The sequence below is a fragment of the Agrobacterium sp. 22-3639C2 genome (genome assembly GCF_053522105.1).
In genome coordinates this window covers 86399-107927 of the sequence record NZ_JBNWDB010000005.1, presented here as the reverse complement: position 1 = coordinate 107927, position 21529 = coordinate 86399, and the positions used below count along the sequence as shown (strand labels likewise).

19 protein-coding genes are annotated in these 21529 nt (G+C 59.8%); 10 read left to right on the top strand and 9 right to left on the bottom strand.

Going from position 1 to position 21529, the window contains the following annotated elements:
• Nucleotide 1: 1 nt before the first annotated feature.
• Genes ACQZ6D_RS20970 through ACQZ6D_RS20960 form a run of 3 tightly spaced genes read right to left on the bottom strand, consistent with a single transcriptional unit; the run spans nucleotide 2 to nucleotide 3006 of the window.
• Nucleotides 2-1474: a mannitol dehydrogenase family protein gene (locus ACQZ6D_RS20970; protein WP_448730099.1), complete on the bottom strand. Its 1473-nt coding sequence runs from the start codon at nucleotides 1472-1474 to the stop codon at nucleotides 2-4.
• Nucleotides 1475-1493: 19 nt separating this feature from the next.
• Nucleotides 1494-2234 (bottom strand): SDR family NAD(P)-dependent oxidoreductase, encoded by a 741-nt coding sequence (locus ACQZ6D_RS20965; RefSeq protein ID WP_174050943.1) that lies wholly within the window; start codon nucleotides 2232-2234, stop codon nucleotides 1494-1496.
• A gap of 22 nt (nucleotides 2235-2256) precedes the next feature.
• The gene (locus tag ACQZ6D_RS20960; RefSeq protein WP_003518215.1) at nucleotides 2257-3006 is read right to left on the bottom strand and encodes a GntR family transcriptional regulator; all 750 of its coding nucleotides are present in this window, start codon (nucleotides 3004-3006) and stop codon (nucleotides 2257-2259) included.
• Between the two features lie 151 nt (nucleotides 3007-3157).
• On the opposite strand from ACQZ6D_RS20960, the gene ACQZ6D_RS20955 reads away from it, so the two are divergent.
• From ACQZ6D_RS20955 to ACQZ6D_RS20940, 4 genes are all read left to right on the top strand, one after another.
• Nucleotides 3158-4198 carry a sugar ABC transporter substrate-binding protein gene (locus tag ACQZ6D_RS20955; protein WP_448730100.1) on the top strand — a complete coding sequence of 347 codons (1041 nt, stop codon included), beginning with the start codon at nucleotides 3158-3160 and terminating at the stop codon, nucleotides 4196-4198.
• Between the two features lie 139 nt (nucleotides 4199-4337).
• Complete coding sequence (locus tag ACQZ6D_RS20950) at nucleotides 4338-5378, top strand: ABC transporter permease (RefSeq protein WP_112292323.1); 1041 nt, start codon at nucleotides 4338-4340, stop codon at nucleotides 5376-5378.
• A 10-nt stretch (nucleotides 5379-5388) separates the two neighbouring features.
• Nucleotides 5389-6366 carry an ABC transporter permease gene (locus ACQZ6D_RS20945; protein WP_035200079.1) on the top strand — a complete coding sequence of 326 codons (978 nt, stop codon included), beginning with the start codon at nucleotides 5389-5391 and terminating at the stop codon, nucleotides 6364-6366.
• A 4-nt stretch (nucleotides 6367-6370) separates the two neighbouring features.
• Nucleotides 6371-7912: a sugar ABC transporter ATP-binding protein gene (locus tag ACQZ6D_RS20940; protein ID WP_448730101.1), complete on the top strand. Its 1542-nt coding sequence runs from the start codon at nucleotides 6371-6373 to the stop codon at nucleotides 7910-7912.
• 55 nt (nucleotides 7913-7967) lie between these two features.
• Here the strand turns inward: ACQZ6D_RS20940 and ACQZ6D_RS20935 are convergent, their stop codons facing one another.
• Nucleotides 7968-8954 (bottom strand): GlxA family transcriptional regulator, encoded by a 987-nt coding sequence (locus ACQZ6D_RS20935; protein WP_448730102.1) that lies wholly within the window; start codon nucleotides 8952-8954, stop codon nucleotides 7968-7970.
• Nucleotides 8955-9094: 140 nt separating this feature from the next.
• Between ACQZ6D_RS20935 and ACQZ6D_RS20930 the strand changes: the two genes are divergently transcribed.
• From ACQZ6D_RS20930 to ACQZ6D_RS20905, 6 genes are all read left to right on the top strand, one after another.
• Nucleotides 9095-10345, top strand: coding sequence for a sarcosine oxidase subunit beta family protein (locus tag ACQZ6D_RS20930; RefSeq protein WP_003518227.1), 1251 nt, complete (start codon nucleotides 9095-9097; stop codon nucleotides 10343-10345).
• A gap of 10 nt (nucleotides 10346-10355) precedes the next feature.
• Nucleotides 10356-10646, top strand: a complete 291-nt coding sequence (locus tag ACQZ6D_RS20925) for a sarcosine oxidase subunit delta (protein WP_112155625.1) — start codon at nucleotides 10356-10358, stop codon at nucleotides 10644-10646.
• On the top strand, nucleotides 10643-13567 hold the full coding sequence (locus ACQZ6D_RS20920) for a sarcosine oxidase subunit alpha family protein (protein ID WP_448730103.1): 2925 nt from the start codon (nucleotides 10643-10645) through the stop codon (nucleotides 13565-13567). Before ACQZ6D_RS20925 ends, ACQZ6D_RS20920 begins: the two co-directional genes overlap by 4 nt.
• Nucleotides 13560-14135, top strand: a complete 576-nt coding sequence (locus tag ACQZ6D_RS20915; RefSeq protein ID WP_112155623.1) for a sarcosine oxidase subunit gamma — start codon at nucleotides 13560-13562, stop codon at nucleotides 14133-14135. The genes ACQZ6D_RS20920 and ACQZ6D_RS20915 overlap by 8 nt, the downstream gene beginning before the upstream one ends.
• Before the next feature lie 236 nt (nucleotides 14136-14371).
• Complete coding sequence (locus ACQZ6D_RS20910; RefSeq protein ID WP_448730104.1) at nucleotides 14372-14692, top strand: hypothetical protein; 321 nt, start codon at nucleotides 14372-14374, stop codon at nucleotides 14690-14692.
• Nucleotides 14693-14896: 204 nt separating this feature from the next.
• Nucleotides 14897-15415, top strand: coding sequence for a hypothetical protein (locus ACQZ6D_RS20905; RefSeq protein WP_448730105.1), 519 nt, complete (start codon nucleotides 14897-14899; stop codon nucleotides 15413-15415).
• Between the two features lie 164 nt (nucleotides 15416-15579).
• Here the strand turns inward: ACQZ6D_RS20905 and nadE are convergent, their stop codons facing one another.
• Genes nadE through ACQZ6D_RS20880 form a run of 5 tightly spaced genes read right to left on the bottom strand, consistent with a single transcriptional unit; the run spans nucleotide 15580 to nucleotide 21462 of the window.
• Nucleotides 15580-16578 (bottom strand): NAD(+) synthase, encoded by a 999-nt coding sequence (gene nadE, locus ACQZ6D_RS20900; RefSeq protein WP_038494818.1) that lies wholly within the window; start codon nucleotides 16576-16578, stop codon nucleotides 15580-15582.
• Nucleotides 16575-18107 carry a class I adenylate-forming enzyme family protein gene (locus ACQZ6D_RS20895; RefSeq protein WP_448730106.1) on the bottom strand — a complete coding sequence of 511 codons (1533 nt, stop codon included), beginning with the start codon at nucleotides 18105-18107 and terminating at the stop codon, nucleotides 16575-16577. Before ACQZ6D_RS20895 ends, nadE begins: the two co-directional genes overlap by 4 nt.
• Nucleotides 18108-18125: 18 nt before the next feature.
• Complete coding sequence (locus ACQZ6D_RS20890; protein ID WP_003518245.1) at nucleotides 18126-18389, bottom strand: acyl carrier protein; 264 nt, start codon at nucleotides 18387-18389, stop codon at nucleotides 18126-18128.
• On the bottom strand, nucleotides 18386-20338 hold the full coding sequence (gene asnB / locus ACQZ6D_RS20885) for an asparagine synthase (glutamine-hydrolyzing) (protein WP_448730107.1): 1953 nt from the start codon (nucleotides 20336-20338) through the stop codon (nucleotides 18386-18388). The genes ACQZ6D_RS20890 and asnB overlap by 4 nt, the downstream gene beginning before the upstream one ends.
• Nucleotides 20338-21462 (bottom strand): hypothetical protein, encoded by a 1125-nt coding sequence (locus ACQZ6D_RS20880; RefSeq protein WP_448731727.1) that lies wholly within the window; start codon nucleotides 21460-21462, stop codon nucleotides 20338-20340. Before ACQZ6D_RS20880 ends, asnB begins: the two co-directional genes overlap by 1 nt.
• Between the last annotated feature and the right edge of the window lie 67 nt (nucleotides 21463-21529).

The window sequence follows — 21529 nt, the reverse complement described above, 5'->3', positions numbered from 1 at the left end:
TCTACTCCTCCGAAAAATGCCGTTCGATGGCGCCGAGCGCGCCGTATTGGACGATGTCGCGATAGGCCGCCCGAAGCGCCGTTACGAATGCCTCATCCGCCTGCCATTCAGGCCCGAAGACGCGACGGAATGTTAAAAACCGGTCGATGACCGCGTCCTGCTCCTCGCCGTTGCCGGTGGGTGCACTCCATTCGGAAAATGCCGGATCGGCCATGACAATTGCCTCTCCCCGCTCGTTCAGCGCTGCGCAGGACCGTATCCACATCGCAACCGCAAAAAGAGCGGCCGTATTCGGCGCGCCTGCGGCACGCAGCTCCGCAAGCGGCGCCAGAATGCGTTGCGGCACTTTCTGTGAAGCGTCAGAGGCGATCTGGGCGGCGCGATGACGAAGGGCGGGGTTGGCGAAACGCTGGCGCAGACCGGCAACGTAATCCGGACCACTGACGGCCGGGCTCAATGTCGAACCAACCTCCCGCCAGTAACGGTCGACGTAACCGCGTACACGCGCATCGGCATAGATATCGGCGATCGTCTCAAGCCCGCTGCATTGACCGATTGCGGCCATGGCGGTGTGAGCGCCATTCAGCATCCTGAGCTTCATATGCTCATACGGCTCGACCTCATCAACGATTTCGGCACCTGACAGCTCGATGCCGGGGCGACCGTGCGGAAAGCGATCCTCGATTACCCAGCGGAAGTAGGGTTCCGCAATTACCGGCCAGGCATCCTCGCAGCCGAGACGCGCGGTCACGCGCTCGCGGTCGGTTGCGGTGGTGGCGGGCACGATGCGGTCCACCATGACGCAGGGGCAGGAGAGATTTTCCGCGATGAAGGCAGCGAGATCATTATCGGTGAGACCAGCCATCTCCACCAGAAGACGGTGCAGGATGCGACCGTTGGACGGAAGATTGTCGCAGGAGAGCAAAGTCAGCGGCACAGCCCCGGCGGCCCGCCGGCGTCTTGTCGCTTCCAGCAGAAAACCGAGCGCGGAGCGCGGCTTTTGCGGATGCGCCAGATCATGAACGACATCGGGATGGTCACGAAGAAGCGTGCCCGCCGACAAATCGGCGAGGTAACCCTTTTCCGTGACCGTCAAAGTGACGATTCTGACCCGCGGATCAGTCATGGCTTGCAGCAGCCGCTCCGGATCCTCAGGAGCGACGATGGTCTCGAGGATTGAACCGACAATCCGCAGCGTTTCGTTTTCACCGTCACGCAGGCAGAATGTATAGAGATTGTCCTGCGGCGCGATGGCATCGCGAGTATCGGGGCTGCGCAGCGAGGCAGCGACAATGCCCCAGCCGGTTTCGCCACGCGCCAGGCAATCATCGATGAAGACCGCCTGATGGGCGCGGTGAAAAGCGCCAACGCCGAGATGCACGATGCCCGGTGTCACCGCTTTGCGGTCATAGGCGGGCAAAAGGACGTCTTTTGGCAGATGCGGCAACGCAAGGGACGAGAGGCGTTCTGTCATGGTCATTTATCTCCGTATCTCAGCCGAATTGCAGGCCGCCATTCATGTCAACGACAGTGCCGGTCATGAAGCCGGACAGCGGCGAGGCGAGAAAACCTACGGCATGAGCCACCTCTTCCGGCTGGCAGAACCGCCCGACGGGAATGGCCGCAAGCTGGCGCTGGCGGTCTTCCTCTGACAGTTGCTCCATGATCATCGGCGAAACCACATAGGCCGGCGCGACTGCATTGGCGGTGACGCCAAAAGGGGCAAGTTCGCGAGCGGACGAGTAAGTGAGGCCCACCAGCGCCGATTTCGAGACCGAATAGGCCGTGCCCGCCGTCAGGCCACCGGACTTCCAGGCATAGGACGAGATGTTGATCAGCCGCCCCCAGCGGTTTTCCTTCATGGCGGGAACGACGGCCTGCGTCAGCAGCAGGGCGGCATCGAGATTGACGGCCATCAGCCTGTGCCAGTCATCAAGCGTGGTCGCTCCCAGCTTGTGCGGCGACAGCACACCGGCATTGTTGACGAGAATGTCTATGACCTCGAAACGGTTGGCGACATCTTTCATGACGGCCTGCAGCGCCGTCGCATCGCCGAGATCGACGGCGACGGGATCACAAGCACCGCCAAACCCCTCCGCGAGCGCCGCAACAGCTTCGACGTCGCGATCGAAGGCGATTACCCTCGCCCCTTGCGCGACCAGCGCCGCAACCACGGCACGGCCGATGCCGCCACAAGCGCCTGTCACGAGCGCCGTCTTGTGTTTCAGTTCCATTCTGTCTCCTCCACGTCCACTATCAAATGGACAAATGCTTCCGCTCTTCTTCAGGCAACTGTTCGTAGATCACGAAAACCATATCCAGATGCGTCACCAGCGCCTTTTCCGCACCTTCGGCATCGCCACGGTCGAGAGCATCCACGACTGCCAGATGCTCTTCGATGACGGCGGGCAATCGTTCCGGCTTTGCCCAATAACGATGGAACCGCGACAGGGTCACCTTGGCAGCAAGGATCGCCTGCCAGACACCTTCGCGACCGGAAAACGTGCCGAGCAGGCGATGAAACGCCTCGTCGGCATGAAAGAAACCGGATGCGTCGTTGGCGGCAATCACTCTTTCCTGCTCGGCGATGACGTCGCGCATCGTACGGCTCATTTCTTTCGTCCACTTCGGCGCGACTTCGCGCAGCAAAGCCACTTCAAGTGAACGGCGGATAAAATGGCTGTCCTGAATTTCGCCAAGCCTGATCGGCGCAACAAAGCTGCCGAGTTGCGGATAGACGTCCACAAGACCCTCTTCCGACAGGCGCTGGATCGCGGCACGCACCGGGGTGCGCGACACCGAAAACTGACGGCAGATCGAGTTTTCACTGATCGGCGCACCGGGCGCTAGGCGGACCTCGACGATCGCCTGACGCAACGCCGCATGAACCTGATCGGCAACCGAGCCATAACGATTGACCACAAGCTCCACGCTTTCGATTCCGGAGCCGGGGGCCTCTTGATGAGCGCCGCGCCCAGTGAAACCGGCAGTGGTGTTTTTCGTCATGAACGCTCCCCTTCAAAAGGCGGTCGTGAAAATCTCATTGCTACTTGGATACAAGTATACTAGTGTCCATGGTGCTTACGCAAGTCGGCTGTTGGGAGAAAGAGCGATTAAGGGAGGTTCCAGTCGCTTTTTTTAAGGAGCAGGCCGTTTCATGGAGGAGAAAAACATGACGTATTTCATGCGCAGCCTCGTCGCTGCCGCAATCATCGGCGCGGGAGCGTGCTGTGTCGCGCAGGCGGCGGACGCCAGCAAGATCGCCCTCGTTCCGGGCGGTCCCCACCCTTATTTCGCCGCCTGGGAACAGGCCGGCAAGGACGCGGCCAAGGACTTCGGCCTGGCTGGCGCCGACTATAAGGTGCCGCAAAAGTGGGAACTGGCACAGCAGAACCAGCTTCTCGAAAGCCTTCTGAGCCAGGGTTATAACGGCTTCCTGATTTTCCCCGGCGATCCCGTCGGCGCGGTCTCGACAGCAGAGGAACTGACCGGCAACGGCGCGAATGTGATTGCTGGCGCCGGCTGCTTCAAGGACCCCTCGCCCGCCGCCTTCTGCCTTGGTACCGACACCGGTAATTCCGCTTATCTCGGCACCAAGGAGCTGATCAAGGCGATGGGAACGGGCAAAAAACGCATCGCCCATTTCACCGGCTTCCTTGTGGACCCCAACACCCAGCTTCGTATCGATGCCGTGAAAAAGGCAGCTGACGAAGCCGGCGCCGAAGTCGTTCAGGTCATCGCCGATATCGACGCACCGGAACCGGCGGAAGAAAAGATCAGCGCCTACCTGGCCGCCCACGCTTCCGAAGTGGATGGTATCGTTACCACAGCCTGGGTTCCTGCGGTCGTTGCCTCCAACGCACTGCGCAAGATCGGCGACAAGCGCATCCACATGGTCGGCATCGACCACGACGAAGTCGTGCTGAAAGCGATCAAGGACGGTTTCGTCGACGGCACGATGCTTCAGAACCCCTATGGCCAGGGTTATATCGGCGCGTTTGCACTGAGCAAACTTCAGGCCGGCTGCAAGGTGAAGGAAGATGCGCCGTTCAAATCCAATGCGCTGACGACCAAGTTCATCGATTCCGGCACCGCCTATGTCGATGCCGCCAAGGTGGACAACTACATCGATGCCATGCGCTCCGAGACCAAAAAGCTGCTCACCAACTTCGATACGACCTATCTGAGCTGCAACTAATCATGCCTTGAGCAATTGCCGGGCGGCAAACGACCGCGCCCGGCAATCTGCCCCGCCAGAAAATATTCTTTCAGGCGGCAGCGCAATGACCAGGCGACCCGCGCAGGCGCTTCGGGCGAACCAATACCGGGACAGTTTCATGACCGTGAACGATACTTTGCTCACAAAGGGCTCGCAGGAGGGCGACAGACGAATGGGGTCCAGCCTTTCGCAAGGCCGCTTTTTTCTGACCAATGAATTTGGCCTCATTCTGCTGATCGTCGTCTTCGCCGTCATTTTTGGCGTCGCGGCCAGCGGCTTCCTTTCGCCTTTCAATCTGTTCACGCTTGGTCGCAGTGCCGCGATCAACATCATGATCGGCCTGTCGATGATGGCGGTGATCGTGACTGGCGGCCTCAATCTTGCCGTTGGAGCGATCGGCGTCTCGGCGGCCATGGCCTGTGGTTATCTGATCGAGGTGCTTGGCGTGCCGTGGCCGCTCGCCCTCATTGGCGGTCTCGTCACCGGCGCGGCGCTCGGTTTCGTCAATGGCTGGACCGTCATCCGCACGGGGCTGCACAGCTTCATCATCACGCTTGCCACCATGAGCATCTTTTTCGGCGTGATGATCTTCCTGACGCGCGCCGAGGCCTACCGTGGCCTACCGCCGATCTTCGCAGCCTTCGGAAAAATGAAGCTCACGACCTATTTCTCGCCGCTGCTTCTCGTCACGCTCGCAACGGCGCTTGCCCTGTCCTTTCTCTACCGACGCACCGTTCTTGGCCGCGAAATGCTGGCGGCAGGCGCACGCCCGGAAGCGGCGGAACTTTCCGGCATTCGGGTCGACCGTATCTTCATTGCCTGTCACATGCTGTCGGGCCTGCTTGCGGCACTTGCCGCCCTGATGCTGGTGACGCGCACGGGGGCCGCCATTCCTTCCATGGCAGGCCAGCTTGGGCAGGACTGGCTTCTGCCAGCTTTTCTCGGCCCGGTTCTCGGTGGCACGCTTTTGCAGGGCGGCAAGGTTTCGGTGCTCGGCACCTGTCTTGGCGCGCTTTTGGTCACCATGCTCACCAGCGGCCTGCTGCTGCTTCAGCTCGGTGAATTCTGGGTCCAGACATTTCTCGGCCTGCTGCTGTTGCTCGCGGTTTTGATGGACAAGGCGCGGCGAAGCTATCTCGCCCGACGCAACCTGGCTTAAGGACTGGACGATGAAGACCGACAACACCCTTCTACGCCTTGCCAGAACCGACTGGTTCGGCCCCCTATTGGTCACGGTGCTGGCAATCGCGCTTATCCGCGGCTTCAGCCCCAACTTCCTCTCTTCCTTCAACATCCAGATTCTCCTTCTTGCAATCGCGGTCAATGCGCTCATCGCCTTTTCCCAGATGATCATCATTGCCATTGGCCAGATGAACCTGTCCGTGGGCGCAATCGGCGGACTGGCGGCAATATCCTTTGCGGGACTGATGCAGGTCTGGGGGCTTCCGGCACCGGTGGCCGCCATTGCTGCGGTACTGATCGGTGTTGTCTGCGGCATGCTCAACGGTCTGCTGATCGCCATCACAGGCATTTCCGCCTTCGTCATCACACTGGCGACCCTGTCGATCTACAAGGGTATCAACCTCGGCATCACCCGGGCGGAGCCGTTCTACGGCGTGCCGGAATCGGTGAAAGCCTTCGGCTCGGCACTGCTCGTTGGCCCGGTTCCGTGGCTCGCCGCACCCACCATCATCATTGCATTCGCGCTGTGGTTCATGCTGCGCCGCCAGCCGATAGGCCGCTTCATCCTTGCCATTGGCGGCAACAGCCATGCGGCAGAGCTTTCCGGCATTTCGATCCGCACGACAATGATTGTGGCGCACGGCATTTCCGGCCTCCTGGCGTCGGTCGCCGGCATTCTGCTCGTATCCCGCCTGCAGATCGGCCAGCCGTCCATTGGCGATGACTGGCTCATCCTGTCCTTTGCCGCACCCGTTATCGGCGGTGCCGTACTGGCTGGCGGGCATGTCAGCGTGGGGGCGACCCTGCTCGGCGTCGTCATCGTTGCCATCATCACGCAGGCACTCGTGCTGTTCTCCATCGATCCGTTCCTCGTGCAGGTGGTGCTCGGCGCAATGATCCTCGCCGCCGTTGGCATCAACCGCCTGCGCGAAACGCATCTCGGCAAAAAGACAGGAAAGGCCTGACATCATGGACAAGCAACCTGTTTTTCAGGCGCGTAACATCGAAAAAGTGTTTCCCGGCGTTCGGGCGCTCAAGGGCGTCAATCTTTCGCTGGAGCCGGGATCGATCCACGCGTTGCTGGGTGAGAACGGCGCCGGCAAATCGACGTTGATCAAGGTCATTACCGGCGTCCACCATCAGAGCAGTGGCCAAATCCTTGTCGATGGGCAGGAAGTACGCTTCGGCAACCCGCGCGAGGCCATTGCCCGCGGCATCGGTGTCGTCCATCAGGAACGCAACCTCATCCCGCGCTTCTCGATTGCCGAGAATATCCACATGGAAAAGCTTGGGGCGCACTATCTCAAACCCATCGACTACGCCGCGCTGAACCGCGACGCACGCCGCTGGCTGCAGGCTCTCAATCTGGAAGTCGATCCGGCGATGCCGGTATCCGAGCTTTCCGTTGCGCAAATGCAGCTCGTGGAAATTGCCAAGGCGCTTTCCCTGCAAAGCCGGGTTCTTTTGCTCGACGAACCCACGACATCGCTGACCCCGAGCGAAACGGACAACCTCTTCCGCATTCTGCGCCGCCTGCGCGATGATGGCGCAAGCCTTGTCTTCGTCAGCCACAAGCTGGAAGAGGTTCTCGACATTTGCGACCGGGTAACGGTTCTGCGAGATGGCGAAAACGCCTGCGAAAGCCGGTCTATGGAAGGTCTCGGACGCCAGGACCTGGTGCGCCTGATGATTGGCCGTGCCGAAGGCGGCGGTGGCTGGCGCAAACGCGCGGTCGAGCACAATCCGCTGGTGCTTGAACTCAAAGGTGTTTCTACCGCAATCGGCCATCGCGATGTCAGTCTTTCCGTGCGCAAGGGTGAAATCGTCGGCCTTTACGGGCTGGTGGGCGCTGGGCGCACCGAATTGGCAAAATCGATCATGGGCAAATTCGCCGTCACGGAAGGCGAAGTCCGGATCGAAGATCGCCCGGCCCGCATCCGCTCCGTTGCCGAAGCCATCCACGAATACGGCGTCGGTTATGTCAGCGAGGACCGCAAGGGTGACGGCCTCATTCTCCAGCATTCCGTTCTTGCCAATGCGGGCGTTCCCATCTGGCGCAAGCTCTCAAACGCATTCGGCGTGCTTTCCGACAGCCGCATCCGTGCGGCGGTCACCCCTTTCCTGCAGAAACTTGAGGTGAAGACGCCGAGCCTGAGCCAGACCGTGGGTAATCTTTCCGGCGGCAACCAGCAGAAGATCAGCGTCGCCAAGTGGCTTGCCGCCGACGTGAAGCTGCTGATCGTAGACGAACCTTCTGTTGGCATCGACATCAAGACCAAGGCCTATCTGCACGATCTGCTGCGCGAGCTTGCAGACGGCGGCACCGCCATTCTCGTCATTACCAGTGACATGCCGGAGATGATGGCACTGGCCGACCGCATTGTTGTCATGGACCGCTATCGGGTTAAAGGCGTGGTCGAAAACAATGGCGTCTATGCCGATATGAGCGAGGGTATCATGGGCTTGATCCATGATGCGGAGCGCGAAACGGCCCTTTCACATCAGGCATGACGCACGGCCTTGCCAAAGTGTCACCGCAAAAACCGCACGCTGTTCCGGTAGGGCGTCAGGTACCATCGGACGGCTGCTCGAAATCTCTCCCGGCACGACGCCTTCTGCTGGGCGGAGCGGCGTATTTCTGGGTGTAGCAACGGGTGAAATGGGCAGCGGTCGAGAACCCCGTCAGCAAGGCCACGTCAACGATCGAAAGCGAGGTCTGCTGCAGCAGCTCATCCGCCTTTGCCAGCCGAAGACCACGGTAAAAGGACATCATGGACTGGTCGAAATGGCTGGAAAACAGGCGGTGGAGCTGGCGAATACTGCTGCCGCACAATTGGCCCAGCTGCTCCGGCGACAGGGGATCCGCAACATGGGTCGTCATGAGTTCAATGGCAGCTTCGAGTACCGGGTGATGGACGTTGAAACGTTGGCCGGCGCGGCCCAACTGAGGCTCATCGGCCGTTCTCAAACGCGGATGTATGAACCATTCGCTGACATCGCGCGCGAAGGCAGAACCATGGTCTTTCGCAATAAAAGCCCCCATCATGTCAATGGCGGCAACGCCGCCCGCGCAAGTGTAGCGATCGCGATCGATGACGTAGAGCGCACGCTCGATCAGGAGATCGCTGGCATATTCACTAAGCGGATCGATGTGGGTCCAGTGAACGGTAAAACGTCTGCCCGTCATCAGACCGGATTTGGCAAGGATCGCCGCGCCGCCGGAAATGCCTCCGAGCTTGACACCCCGCTGGTTGAGCGTGCGCAGGTTGCGCACAAGTGCCGGATCTTCATAGAGCATGGGATTTCCGCCCGCGACGATGAAGACCAGATCCAGCTTCTCAGACAAAGCCCGCGAAACGGGCGCGGTATCGAAACCTCCGCCTGACGTGGATGCGCCAAACCCGCCATTCGCGGAGTAAAACCGGCAATGGTAGAGCGTTTTGCCGGCAAGGTGATTGGCCGCGCGCATCGGCTCAACCGCCGCAGCCAACGACATCAGCGCATAACCCTCAATGAGTATGAACCCGATCGACATCGACCCTTCGGCGTGCATGACCTGCTCCAAGACAATCCCCAGGGCAAGCTTAGCCGACTTGGCCAAAATGGACAATAATGCGTCCGTCACGGATAAAAAAATCGTGCGGTATCGCGCTATAAACTTGGACAACCGCCCTGTTTTCGAGGAACACAGATTTGCGCTATTCGGCTCTCCAGGTTTTCAAACAGGCCCTGACTGGCCACAAGGGCTGGCGCCCACTGTGGCGGAACCCCGATCCGCAACCTCATTACGATTTCATCATTGTTGGCGGTGGCGGTCATGGACTTGCAACGGCCTATTATCTAGCCAAAACCTTTTCCAAGTCGCGGATCGCCGTTTTGGAAAAAGGCTGGCTGGGATCGGGAAACATTGGGCGCAACACCACGATCATCCGCTCAAACTATCTGCTGCCCGGAAACGAGCCATTCTATGAGTTTTCGATGAAACTCTGGGAAGGGCTTGAACAGGAATTCAATTTCAATGCGATGGTAAGCCAGCGCGGAATTGTGAACCTGTTCCACACCGACGCGCAGCGCGATGCCTACCGCCGTCGCGGCAACGCCATGCTGCTGGCCGGTGCGGATGCGCAACTGCTGGCACAAGACGATCTCCGCGCCATGATCCCGTTTCTCAATTTCGACAACGCACGCTTTCCAATCAAGGGCGGCCTTTACCAGCGCCGCGCTGGAACTGCCCGCCACGATGGCGTTGCGTGGGGTTACGCGCGTGGCGCCGATCTGGCAGGGGTCGATCTTATCCAGAACTGCGAAGTCCAGGGATTTCGCATCGAGGATGGAACGATCAAAGGCGTGGAAACCAGCCGTGGCTACATCGGTGCCGGAAAGGTCGGCGTCGCCGTAGCGGGATCGACCGGCCGCGTCATGGCCATGGCGGGCATGCGTCTGCCTATTGAAAGCCATGTGCTGCAAGCCTTCGTTTCGGAAGGGCTGAAGCCGACCATACCGGGCGTCATAACCTTCGGAGCAGGCCATTTCTACGTCAGCCAGTCCGACAAGGGTGGCCTGGTCTTCGGTGGCGATATCGACGGCTATAATTCCTATGCCCAGCGCGGCAATCTGCCCGTCATCGAAGATGTCGCCGAGGGCGGCATGGCGCTGATGCCGATGATCGGCCGGGCGCGCCTGCTGCGCATATGGGGCGGCATCATGGACATGTCGATGGACGGTTCACCGATCATCGACCACACGCCTGTGAAGGGCCTCTATCTCAATGCCGGCTGGTGTTACGGCGGCTTCAAGGCGACGCCGGCCAGCGGCTATGCATTCGCGCATCTGCTGGCCACCGATACCCCGCATGACACGGCCAAGGCCTACCGGCTCGACCGGTTCGAAAAGGGCTATGTCATCGACGAAAAGGGCGCCGGCGCCCAACCGAACCTTCACTGAGGCTTGAACAATGCTGATCCCTCACCCACTGCTCGGGCCGCGCGACGCTCAGGAATTCACCTATCTCGGCGATGCCGCCTTGTTGCATCGCCCGGACGGAATGGCCGAGAGCGCTGCGAAAGACTTCAACGATTATGTCTATCTGCGTGACAATCCCGCCGGCCTGCATCGGGAACTGTGGTTTCACGAACAGGGTGATCGCAGCTGGCTCGTGGTCACGCGAAACACCGTCACCCATGAAATCCTCGGAGCGGAACTCGCAAACGAGGTAGCGCTCCGTCAGAAGGCAGATGAAGCATGAGACTGAAGGACGGCTTGATCGACCGCAGCAAGGTGCTGCATTTCACCTTCGATGGAAAGAATTATCAGGGGCATCCCGGCGACACGCTCGCCTCGGCACTTCTGGCAAACGATGTCCGCCTGATGGGGCGCAGCTTCAAATATCATCGCCCCAGAGGCGTGATCTCTGCCGGCTCAGAAGAGCCGAATGCGCTGGTCGAATTGCGCACGGGATCGCGGCTGGAGCCTAATACCCGCGCCACGACGGTCGAACTGTTCGACGGGCTGGAGGCGAAAAGCCAGAACCGCTGGCCGTCCCTGTCTTTCGATGCCCTTGCGATCAATGATCTGTTTGCCGATTTCCTGACCGCAGGCTTTTACTACAAAACGTTCATGTGGCCGAAGGCGTTCTGGGAAAAGCTCTATGAGCCCGCCATTCGCAAGGCTGCGGGACTTGGAAGCCTGTCGATGAAACCGGACCCCGACAGTTACGACAAGGGGTTCCTTCACTGCGATCTGCTGGTCATCGGCGCCGGAGCGGCCGGTCTGGCTGCTGCCCTGACCGCGGCGCGTGCCGGTGCCAAGGTTATTCTGGCGGACGAGGACAATCGCCTCGGAGGTCGCCTGCTTGCAGAGAGCCACCTGCTCGACGGCGCCCCTGCAACCGACTGGATCGGAACGCTCGAGGCGGAGTTTTCAACCCTGCCGAACCTGCGCGTCATGCGCCGCACCACGGTTTTCGGCTCATTCGACCATGGGATATTCGGTGCGGTCGAGCGGGTTTCCGACCATCTTGCCGCACCAAAGGGCGTACGCCAGTCCCTCTGGCGCATCACTGCAAAGCGCACGGTGCTTGCCGCCGGGGCGACAGAGAGGCATATCCCCTTTAAAAATAACGACCGGCCGGGGATCATGCTTGCCGGTTCGCTGCGTGCCTATGCCAATCGCTGGGCAGTCAGTCCGGCAGGCAGGGTCTCAATCTTCACCAATAACGATGACGGCCATCGGACCGCTGTCGACCTGGCTGCGAAAGGTGTCGAGATCGCCGCAGTCATCGATCCGCGCCCGGATGCGCGGGCGCTTGCGGAATACCGCCTGATTGCGGGGGCGACAGTTACCGACAGCAAAGGCAGGCTGGGGTTGGTTTCCATCGATGTCCGCAAGGATGGCTATGACGAAACCATCGATTGCGGTGCGCTTGGTATCTCCGGGGGCTGGAACCCCAATGTTCATCTTACATCGCACCAGCGCGGTCGCCCGTTATGGGATGACGGGCTACAGGCATTCCTGCCCGGCGACGTACCCTCGCATATGCTCGTTGCAGGGGCGGCGGCCGGCAAAGGCAGCACGGGGGCGGCGCTGATCTCCGGTGCATCCGCTGCCATAACGGCTCTGGAGCAAATGGGGATCGCCGCATCCAGGCCAGCCCTGCCGGAGGCCGAGGATACGCAAATCGGCATCAAGCCCCTGTGGCATGTGCCTGGGAAAGGGCGCGCCTGGGTCGATTTTCAGAACGACGTCACGGTCAAGGACATCAAGCTCGCCCATCAGGAAAACATGCGGCCCATCGAGCATCTCAAGCGCTGGACCACGCTTGGTATGGCAACTGACCAGGGCAAGACATCGAATGCCACCGCTTTGGCAATCATGTCCGAACTGACGGGTAAATCGATACCGGATACGGGTACGACGATTTTTCGCCCTCCCTATACGCCGGTTTCGATGGCGGTACTCGGCGGCGGCGACACCGGCGCACATTTCCGTCCGCGCCGCCTCACACCCAGCCATGCCTGGGCTGAAGCGCATGGCGCCGTTTTCGTCGAAGTCGGTCAATGGATGCGTGCCCAATATTTCCCTCAAGCCGGGGAGACCCATTGGCGGCAATCCGTCGACCGCGAGGTTCTGGCCACCCGAAAGGGCGTCGGCATCTGCGATGTGACGACGCTTGGCAAGGTGGATGTTCAGGGCGCCGATGCGGCTGAATTTCTCGACCGTCTCTACTGCAATGCAATGAAGAGCCTCAAGGTCGGCATGGTCCGTTACGGCCTGATGCTGCGGGAAGACGGCCACGCCTATGATGACGGCACCTGTGCCCGTCTGGGTGAGGATCATTATATCGTCACCACGACCACGGCCCAGGCCGGCCCGGTCTATCGTCACATGGAATTCGCCCGCCAATGCCTGTGGCCGGAATTGGATGTGCAATTGATCTCGGCAACGGATGCCTGGGCACAGCTCGCAGTCGCCGGTCCGAACGCCCGCCGCCTTATCGAACGCATTGTCGATGGTTTCGACCTTTCCAACGCAGCCTTTCCCTTCATGGCCTGCGCCGAACTGACGGTTTGCGGGGGATTGCGAGCACGGCTGTTCCGGATCTCGTTTTCAGGGGAACTTGCTTACGAGATTGCAGTCCCCGCCCGCTACGGTAATGCCCTGATGTCCCGGCTGATGGAGATCGGTGCGGATCTTGGAGCCACCGCCTACGGGACGGAAGCGCTTGGTGTCATGCGTATCGAAAAAGGCCATGCTGCCGGAAACGAGCTGAACGGCCAGACGACGGCGCAGATGCTGGGCATGGGCAGGATGGTTTCGGCCAAGAAAGACGCGATTGGTACCGTCATGACTCGCCGCGAAGGGCTTGTCGGCGAAAGCCGGGTGCTCGTCGGCCTGCAGCCGCTTGCGGCAAGGGACCCTGTGGTGTCAGGTTCACATCTGTTTACCCGCGGCGCCAGCCAGAATACCGAGACCGATCAAGGCTGGATCACATCCGCCTGCTATTCGCCCAACCTCGGTTTCAGCATCGGTCTTGGTTTCCTTGCCGATGGTGCAAACCGTATCGGAGAGATCATCGTCGCGGCCAACCCCTTGCAGGGACAGTCGGTCGAATTGCGTGTGGTCTCGCCCCATTTCATCGACCCTGAGGGAGAGAGACTCCGTGCCTGATTTGAAGCCGACAACCGCACTCGGCGCGCAAACTTCGCGGCGCGCCCGCCATGGCACGCTGCGACTTGAGGAAAATTCAGGGCTTGCCCTCGCATCGCTCAGCCTGCGCCGCAACGTCAAAGAACCGGTGCCCTTTGACCTCACCTTGCCGGGTCCCGGAAAATGGGTCCAGCAAGGCCCGGTTTCAGCTTTTTGGACGGGGCCGGGCCAATGGCTGATTGAGGCCGCAGACCGGGCCGAAACGGATTTCGCCGCAGAACTCGCGAGCCTTTGCCCTTCCTGTTCCGTGACGGAACAGACCGATGGCTTCGTCGCCTTCGAAATCGAGAGCGACGCAGGCGAGGCGCCGATTGTCGCGCTCATGCAGAAGCTGGTGAACCTCGATCCCTCGGCATTCGGGCAAGGGACTGCCACGCGCACAGGCATGGAACATATGAGCGTTTTCGTGATCCGGCGCGCGCCGGACCGCCTTGCCATCCTCGGCATGCGCTCCGCTGCGGAAACACTGTGGCATGTGATCGAGACTGCGATCCGTCGTCAGGCGGAACTTCTTGGCGCTGCCGCATAAAGCGGGACTGCAAAGCCACCAGACCGTTTTTTGCCAATCGTCGACGTGTACGGGCGAACTGTGTCGTGTTGACATGGGCGCATCGGGATCATCTCGAACGGTTACCGTTCTGAGCCATCAGTGAATAATCGCTCTGACGACGGCGCAAATCATATTGTCGCAAAAATCGACTAGATGGGCTATCGCCGCCTGTGAAACCGGCCGGACTAGTGCAGCGGAAATATGAGGTTATCGTAGTGACAAGCGACAATGTTCAATATTTTTCGGCAACACTCTATTTTGACGACGGCGCGACCAGAGCCTGGACTACCGGTCTCGAGCATTTCGGCCAAGCGAATTTGCTCTTCGACACGTCGTCGGATAACCCGACGGAGGCTCTTCTTGCCGTATTTGGGCTTGGACATCTCGCCGTCCACGGAAAACGCTTCAAGGCGGGCGAAGCCGTAACCTCATTCGACCTTCTTGCCCGGTTTGAATCCGCCGAGATGGGCGGGCAGCCCATGCTGCGGATTGTCAAACACGAAGCCGGCCAAACTGTATTGAATCGGCCGGGCTAGCAACAACAGAGCATTTTCATCCCCACTATGGAAATGCCGTCTTTCGCCACGCTTTCCTTGCGGTCGGATGACGAGTTTTGTTCTGGCGAGCTGGGGAAAACGCTTTGCGTATATCGACAGGGCGTGAATTATGGTGCTCCAAGGAATGGCAAAGCCTGACGCAATCTCTTCAAACGGACGACAGGCAAATTCCAAGGGACGCCAATGTTTGCATTCACACCTTTCCTTCGCGGCACCGTCGTAATGTCCGTAGCCATTACTGCGCTTCATGCCGGTAGCGCTTTGGCTGCCGAAATCGATCCCGCATTCTATGATGCGGCCCTGTGCAATCCGCCCTATTCGATGACATCGGCGACCGAAATTTATGATGCCGCCGAAAAACTTGCAAAGGCCGACACATCGTCTTTGGGTGCGGCTATCTATAAGCTTCCGAACCAGATCGGCCGCGATGGGTTTGAGAGTGACGAAGTCTTCTTCGCCAATGGTGCAGTCGGTGTTTTGATCAAGGGCCAGCGTGCCGATGCTCTGGCCGCGAAATATGATTTGAAACCGGAAACCTCAGACCTGATGGGTACATCGAGCAAGGGCTATGCCCGGCAGCTTCCGCAGGACCAGCAGCCGTCTGAAGGTCTGGCTGGACCGGGAAAAGTCTCCATTGTGGCGCGCGAAGGTGCGGCACTTGGCGACAAGACCCTGTTGGCGTGCGAATTCGCAGCGGACTGAATGGTGGCGAAGCACTGCCAATACTAACGCCTTGACTAACAAATGTAATTGCCGCCCGCATACCGCTTTCACAGCTCTTCTGCTGGCGGGCGGCTACATATTCATATCGAGGTTTGTTTCATACGCCAGCCTGATCGCCCAGGCCGGCGCCGCTTGGAACAATCTCAGGATTTCGCCTGAGCGCCCTCATGGAAATGGATAGGGGCGTGGTGCAGATAGTGCGCAACCTTTCGCTTGGCGGCGATATCGGTCCAGACGAACCGGACATTGTCCTCCGTCAACCCGGTCGCCGTGGCGATCTCGGTTGCAGGCATGCCGTGTTCCAATCCGTAGAGGCAGATATCCATCTTGTCGTAAGGAAGCGCGAAATAGAACTCTTCCTGCGTCTGCGGCATGGAATAGGTATCCGTTGTCGGCGGGCGGGAGCGGATTTCCTGCGGGACGCCGAGATGGGCCGCGAGTTGATAGACCTGTGATTTGTAAAGATGGGCGATCGGCTTGATGTCGGCAGCGCCGTCGCCGTTCTTGACAAAGAAGCCCTGGTCGTACTCCAGGCGGTTCGGGGTTCCGAGCACCGCAAAGTTCAGGCGGTCGGCGTGATAATATTCGAACTGCTTGCGCGTGCGCTGCTTCATATTCGTCGCCGCAACGATGCCGAGATAGGCTTTTGCGGAGAGGCGAACCTTGCGCGTTTCGCCCGATGGCGAACGGACGACCAGCGAGGAAATATTATAGGCGCCGGTGCTCATGGCGTTGTCGAAAACGATCTTGGAGGCCCAGCCCGGCCCGTATTCAGGCACAACCTCGCGGATGAAGCCATCGCGCCTTTCATAACAACCCATGGCGGCAAGCGAAGGGCCGATATCTTCCAGCACGCAGTCCATACCCAGCTTCGTCGCCAAAGCCTGCCCCAAGCGCAGGCTTTCCGGGTCGGAATCGTTTTCCGGCATGAACAGGCCAATAACATTTGCTGCCCCGAGCGCGTGAACGGCAAGTGCGGCGCAGACGCTGGAATCGATACCGCCGGAAATGCCGAGCACCAGCCCGCGCTTGCGCAGGTTGAAACGAAGCGACTGGCGGATTTTTTCGGCGATACGCTCTACCTCCGCCGCCGCATCAAGTTCAAGCGGCGAGAAAGGCAGGCTCTGTGCATTGTTCGTCATCGATTGTTCTCCGTATCTTGAGCAGCGAGGCGGCGACTGACCTTGCCGGTATCCGTCGTCGGCAGGAAATCGCGAAATTCAACCAGTGTTGGCACCATGTGGGTTTCGAGGTGCAGAGCGCAGTAGCGCATGACGTCTTTTGCGGTGATCGCCTCGTCGGATGCGATCACGATCGCCTTCACCGCCTGACCGAAAACCTCATGCGCAACGCCGACGACCAATGCGTCCGAGACGCCCGGCATGGCTTGCAGAACGGCCTCGACCGCCTGCGGCGCAACCTTTTCGCCACGCGACTTGATGATATCGTCCTTGCGGGCAACGAAGGTGAGATAACCCTCGGCATCGCAGGTAAACAGGTCGCCGGTGTGAAGACGCGTCCGGCCCGTTGCGGCATCAACGCGCAGCGCGCGCGCTGTGGCAGCCTCGTTGCGCCAATAACCACGCATGACGTGCGGCCCGCTGACCACGAGTTCGCCGACCTCTGCGGGCAACAGGCTGTCTCCGTCCTCGTTCACCACCGCGATGGCAGTGCCCGGAATGGCGATGCCGACAGAACCGCGTTTCCTGTCGAGGTCTTCCGGCGGCAGAAAGCTGATACGGGTACACTCCGTCTGGCCATACATGCAAAACAGGTGCACATGCGGCAGAAAGGTCCGCAGCCAGTCGCTATGGGTGGGCGACAGGGGTGCAGCGGCAGCGGTGACGTAGCGCAGGCTTTCAAACAGCGCCGGCGACAGATCGCGCGTCTGCATCATGATGGACAGCATGGTCGGCACCAGCGCGAAGCCCGTTATCCGCTCGTCGCGGATACGCTCGAAAATCAGATGCGGATAGGCGAAGGATTTCTCGATCACCAGCGTGCCGCCGACGAAAACGCTGGAAAGCAGCTGGTTCAGGCCATATCCGAACGAAAGCGGTAATACGCCGAGCAGAATATCTTCCGGCCTATTGCCGAGATAAAAGGTAATCGAACGGACGGCCGCATCCATGTTATCATGCGCCAGCATCACGCCCTTTGGCTCGCCGGTGGAGCCAGATGTATAGATGATTACTGCCAGATCGGTATCGAGCAGGTTTTGCGGCAGCGCGCCTATCGGTTCCTCGAGCATCGCGTCAAAATCGACACCATCGGCCGTTGGGTTCGGCGCGCCGGAAACGATGCGCAACAACGGAGAAGAACCGGCCGCATCCGAAACGACCTTTTCCAGCCGAGCCTCGGCAACCACCGCAAAGGGCGTACAACTGTCCAGAATTTGCGAAAGGCGTGCGGCCTTGGACGATGGGTTGATGGGGCAGGCAACAGCGCCCGCCATCCAGCAACCGAAAACCGCAACCGCCATGCGCCAGCCATTGTCCAGCACAAGGACAACACGGTCTCCCGGGCTTGCGCCTCGCGCTATCAGATCAGTGGCGAAAGCCTCGCTCATCGTCTTGAGTTCGCCGTAACTCAGGCGCGTCTCACCGGCCACCAGCGCCGTCTTGCCGGCATGGCGCTCCGCACTTCGATGCAGGTAGTGGTCGATACGCAATTGGCGCTTCCCGAAATTTCAGGCGGTCTGCTTGCGACCGATGAAGGCGGCGATGTTGTCGATCGTATCGAGATTGGCCGGTACGATATCGCCGTCGGCAACGCGGACGCCGTAGCGTTCCTCGATGAAGCTCACCAATTCGAGAATTCCCGTGGAATCGACCATGTCATTGTCGATCAACGAAAGATCATCGCCAAACGGCCGGCTTTCGTCACCGAACAGAAAGTTTTCGATGATGAAACCGCGAATTTCGGCTTTCATGCCGGTGCTTTCATTGGTCATTTGGAGCTTCCTTCGATTTTTTGCGATGACATTGTGGAATTCTGGGTCGTGGCAGCATGCAGAAGCTGGGTCGAGAGTATGCCGACGAAGGCGGCGTTGTCGCGAAAGCCGGTCGCCTGTTTTTGCCGCACCTTGGTTGTCAGCTTTTCCACCGCCTGGGCATTGAACAGGCCGGTGGTCCTTACTTGACCGGTGGAGAGTACGGTGTCGAGATAGCCGGCATCCGCGAAGGCTTCTGCGTCGGGCGCGCGATAGGGCTGCTTGGGTCGGTTTAAGATCGCATCGGGCACCAGTTCGGCTGCAGCCTGTTTGAGGATATACTTTTCCCTCAGACCGCGCAGTTTCGCCTCGGGATGGAGCGCTGCGGCAAAGTCCACCACACGGGGATCGAGGAACGGAAACCGGCCTTCCACTCCATTTGCCATCATGACCCGGTCTCCCTGACTGGACAGAATATAGCCGGGCAAGAGAAATGCTGTCTCGAGGTACTGCGCCTGATGAAGCGGATGCCAGCGGCGGAAATCCTCCGGCAACTGCGCGGCAAGATCGGCCGCAGCGTCGTAGTCGCCAAGCTGCGCTTTCAATTCCGCTGAAAAGAAGATTTTCGCCGCCGCCGTAGAGCGCAAGCGCGGCCGATGGGAAAACAGCGGTTCGTCGGTGGCTTCTGCGCCGAAGGAGAAGAAGCGTGCCAGATAATCCGGCGTCTGCTGTTTCAGCCCCGGAAGGTAGGGATAAAGCCGCTGGAACAGTTTCGGCCGGCGAGCCGATTGCGGCTGGCGGCTGCAAAAGCGCCGTACCCGCGCTTCGCGGAAAATATCGTAGCCAGCGAACAGCTCATCAGCACCTTCACCGGTCAGCACCACCTTCATGCCCCGTTCGCGCACATGCCGGGAAAGCAGGTAAAGCGGCACCGGTGCTGTGCGAAGAATGGGCGTCTCCACGTGCTCCATGACCTCAGGCATGTATTGCGCTATGTCCGCAGTTGAGCACTCCGTGGTTTCGGATGCGACGCCAAGATGCTGGCTCATTGTTTTCTGCCAGATACTTTCGTCGTGCTCCGCACTTTCGAAGGCCAGCGAAAATGTGCGCAGGCCTCGGCTAACGCTTTGCGCAGCCAGGGCAGAAACGAGGGAGGAATCGAGCCCGCCGGACAGATAGGAGCCGACAGGCACATCGGCGCGAAGCCTGATCCGCGTTGCGTCGGCCAGCAGCGCCGTCAGCTCTTCCACCTGCGCGCCAAGGCTTGCCGGCGGTGCTGCGTGCTTGCCGTCAGGATAGGAAAGCTGCCACCAGCGCCGTACCGTGGACGCGCCATCGCGCAGGATCATCAGATGACCGGGCGGCAATTCGTGAATGCCGCGAAAGGCGGTGCGCGGCGGCAACGGGAACCAGAAGGTGAATATCTGATCCAGCGCCACCGGATCGATCTCGGCCGTCATTCCCGGCAACGCCAGAAGCGCCCCGATCTCGGATGCGAAATAAAACGTACCTTCATGCCACGTATAATAAAGCGGCCGCACACCCATCCGGTCACGCGCAAGCACCAGCGTGTCGTTGCGGGCGTCGTGCAGGGCGAAGGCAAAATCGCCGTTGAATTCGTTGAGGCAATCCAGCCCCTTGTCTCGATAGTCATGCAGGATGACTTCGGTGTCGGAGTGGGTGCGGAAATGGTGGCCGCGTGCGGACAGCGTTTCGCGCAGTTCGACGTGATTGAAGATTTCGCCGTTGAAGGAAATGGCAAGATCGTCTTCGACGGTGCGCATCGGCTGCGCGCCATCGGCAATGCCCACAATCGCCAGCCGTGCGTGGGCAAGGCCGACATCGCCGCGCAGCAGAGCTCCATGCGCATCTGGACCACGATGCTTAAGACGCGACGCCATCAGCGCAAGGCGCTCGTTTGCGCGCTCGGCCGGCATGTCGTGTCGATAAAATCCGGCAATTCCGCACATTACTCGACCGCCTGACCAAAGCTGTCACCGATGAGGCGCGTCCAGCTTTCACCGCAAAAGCCGTTGAAAAATGCCGTCCCATCCGTCGCTGCCTTGAGGAGGTCCGCATTACGCGAATGCACGATGGTGGATGACGCATGCAGAAACGTGCATTTCTTGCCGAGCATCGCCCGGAGCAGTGCCGGCTGGGTGCGACCTCTGATGGCCGCGAGACCACGATCATAGGCATTGCGGATCAGCCGATCGATCACGATCTGCTCCTGCCCGGGCACGGCCATAATCTGCAGCGTCCGGCCGATGCCCGGTGGATTGCCGTGGTAAAGAAAAAGCCCCACCGCCCTGCCGCCGCGGGCCCTCACAATCCGCTGGACTGGTTCGCCGTGCAGACGTTTGCGTTTGGCGTGTTGGAGCATGTGCAACAGGCTTTCCTCGGTCCAAACGGGATGGAGCGGAAAGTGGCCGACGAGTTCCCGTGCCAGACGCGCGAATTCGGTATCGCTCGCGTCGTCGTCGGTAAAGCTGTCCACCTTGTCCGGATGTGATGCGTAATAGGATAATGCTCGCCCATGGCCACGCGCCGAAATGGTGCGGTCGATGATCTTGCTGAACGGCGTCAGCGCGCGGAAAGTGCTGGAGAAACGATCAGCGGCTATTTCCAGCCCGAATGAAGCCGGGCGTAAAATCCGCAGCCAATCGAGACTGTAGGAGGCGAGCAGCTGGCCGCGCATCGTCTTCCACATATCGGCGGAAACGTCGTTGATCGTCTCCCCGAATGTCAGCTCCTGAGGTCCACCCAAAACTTCGCGCAGCAAACGCGCTCCGGCAAAGGGATCGGTCTCACGGTCTTCAGCGACAAAGGAAGAGCAGACAGCGGCCTGTATGTTCCGGCCATTAAGTTCCATTGCCACGGGCAACACACCCAGAAATCCAGACACGCGCCCATCGTCACGCACATAGACCTTGGAGTGAATATCCGGATTTATGTTTGAATTTTCGAGAAAGACGGCGCGCAAATATGACGTCAGATCATCTGTCGCGGCCCCATCTTTCTTCCGCAAAAAACGGTGAAACATGTCAGCCACGGACACGAGATCGTCCGCAATAAATGAGCGTATTTCAGACATACTCGCCGCTTCTTGCCGGATAGATATTTAATCGAAAGTAATTATCATTCCTATTCTGCCGCAGGCG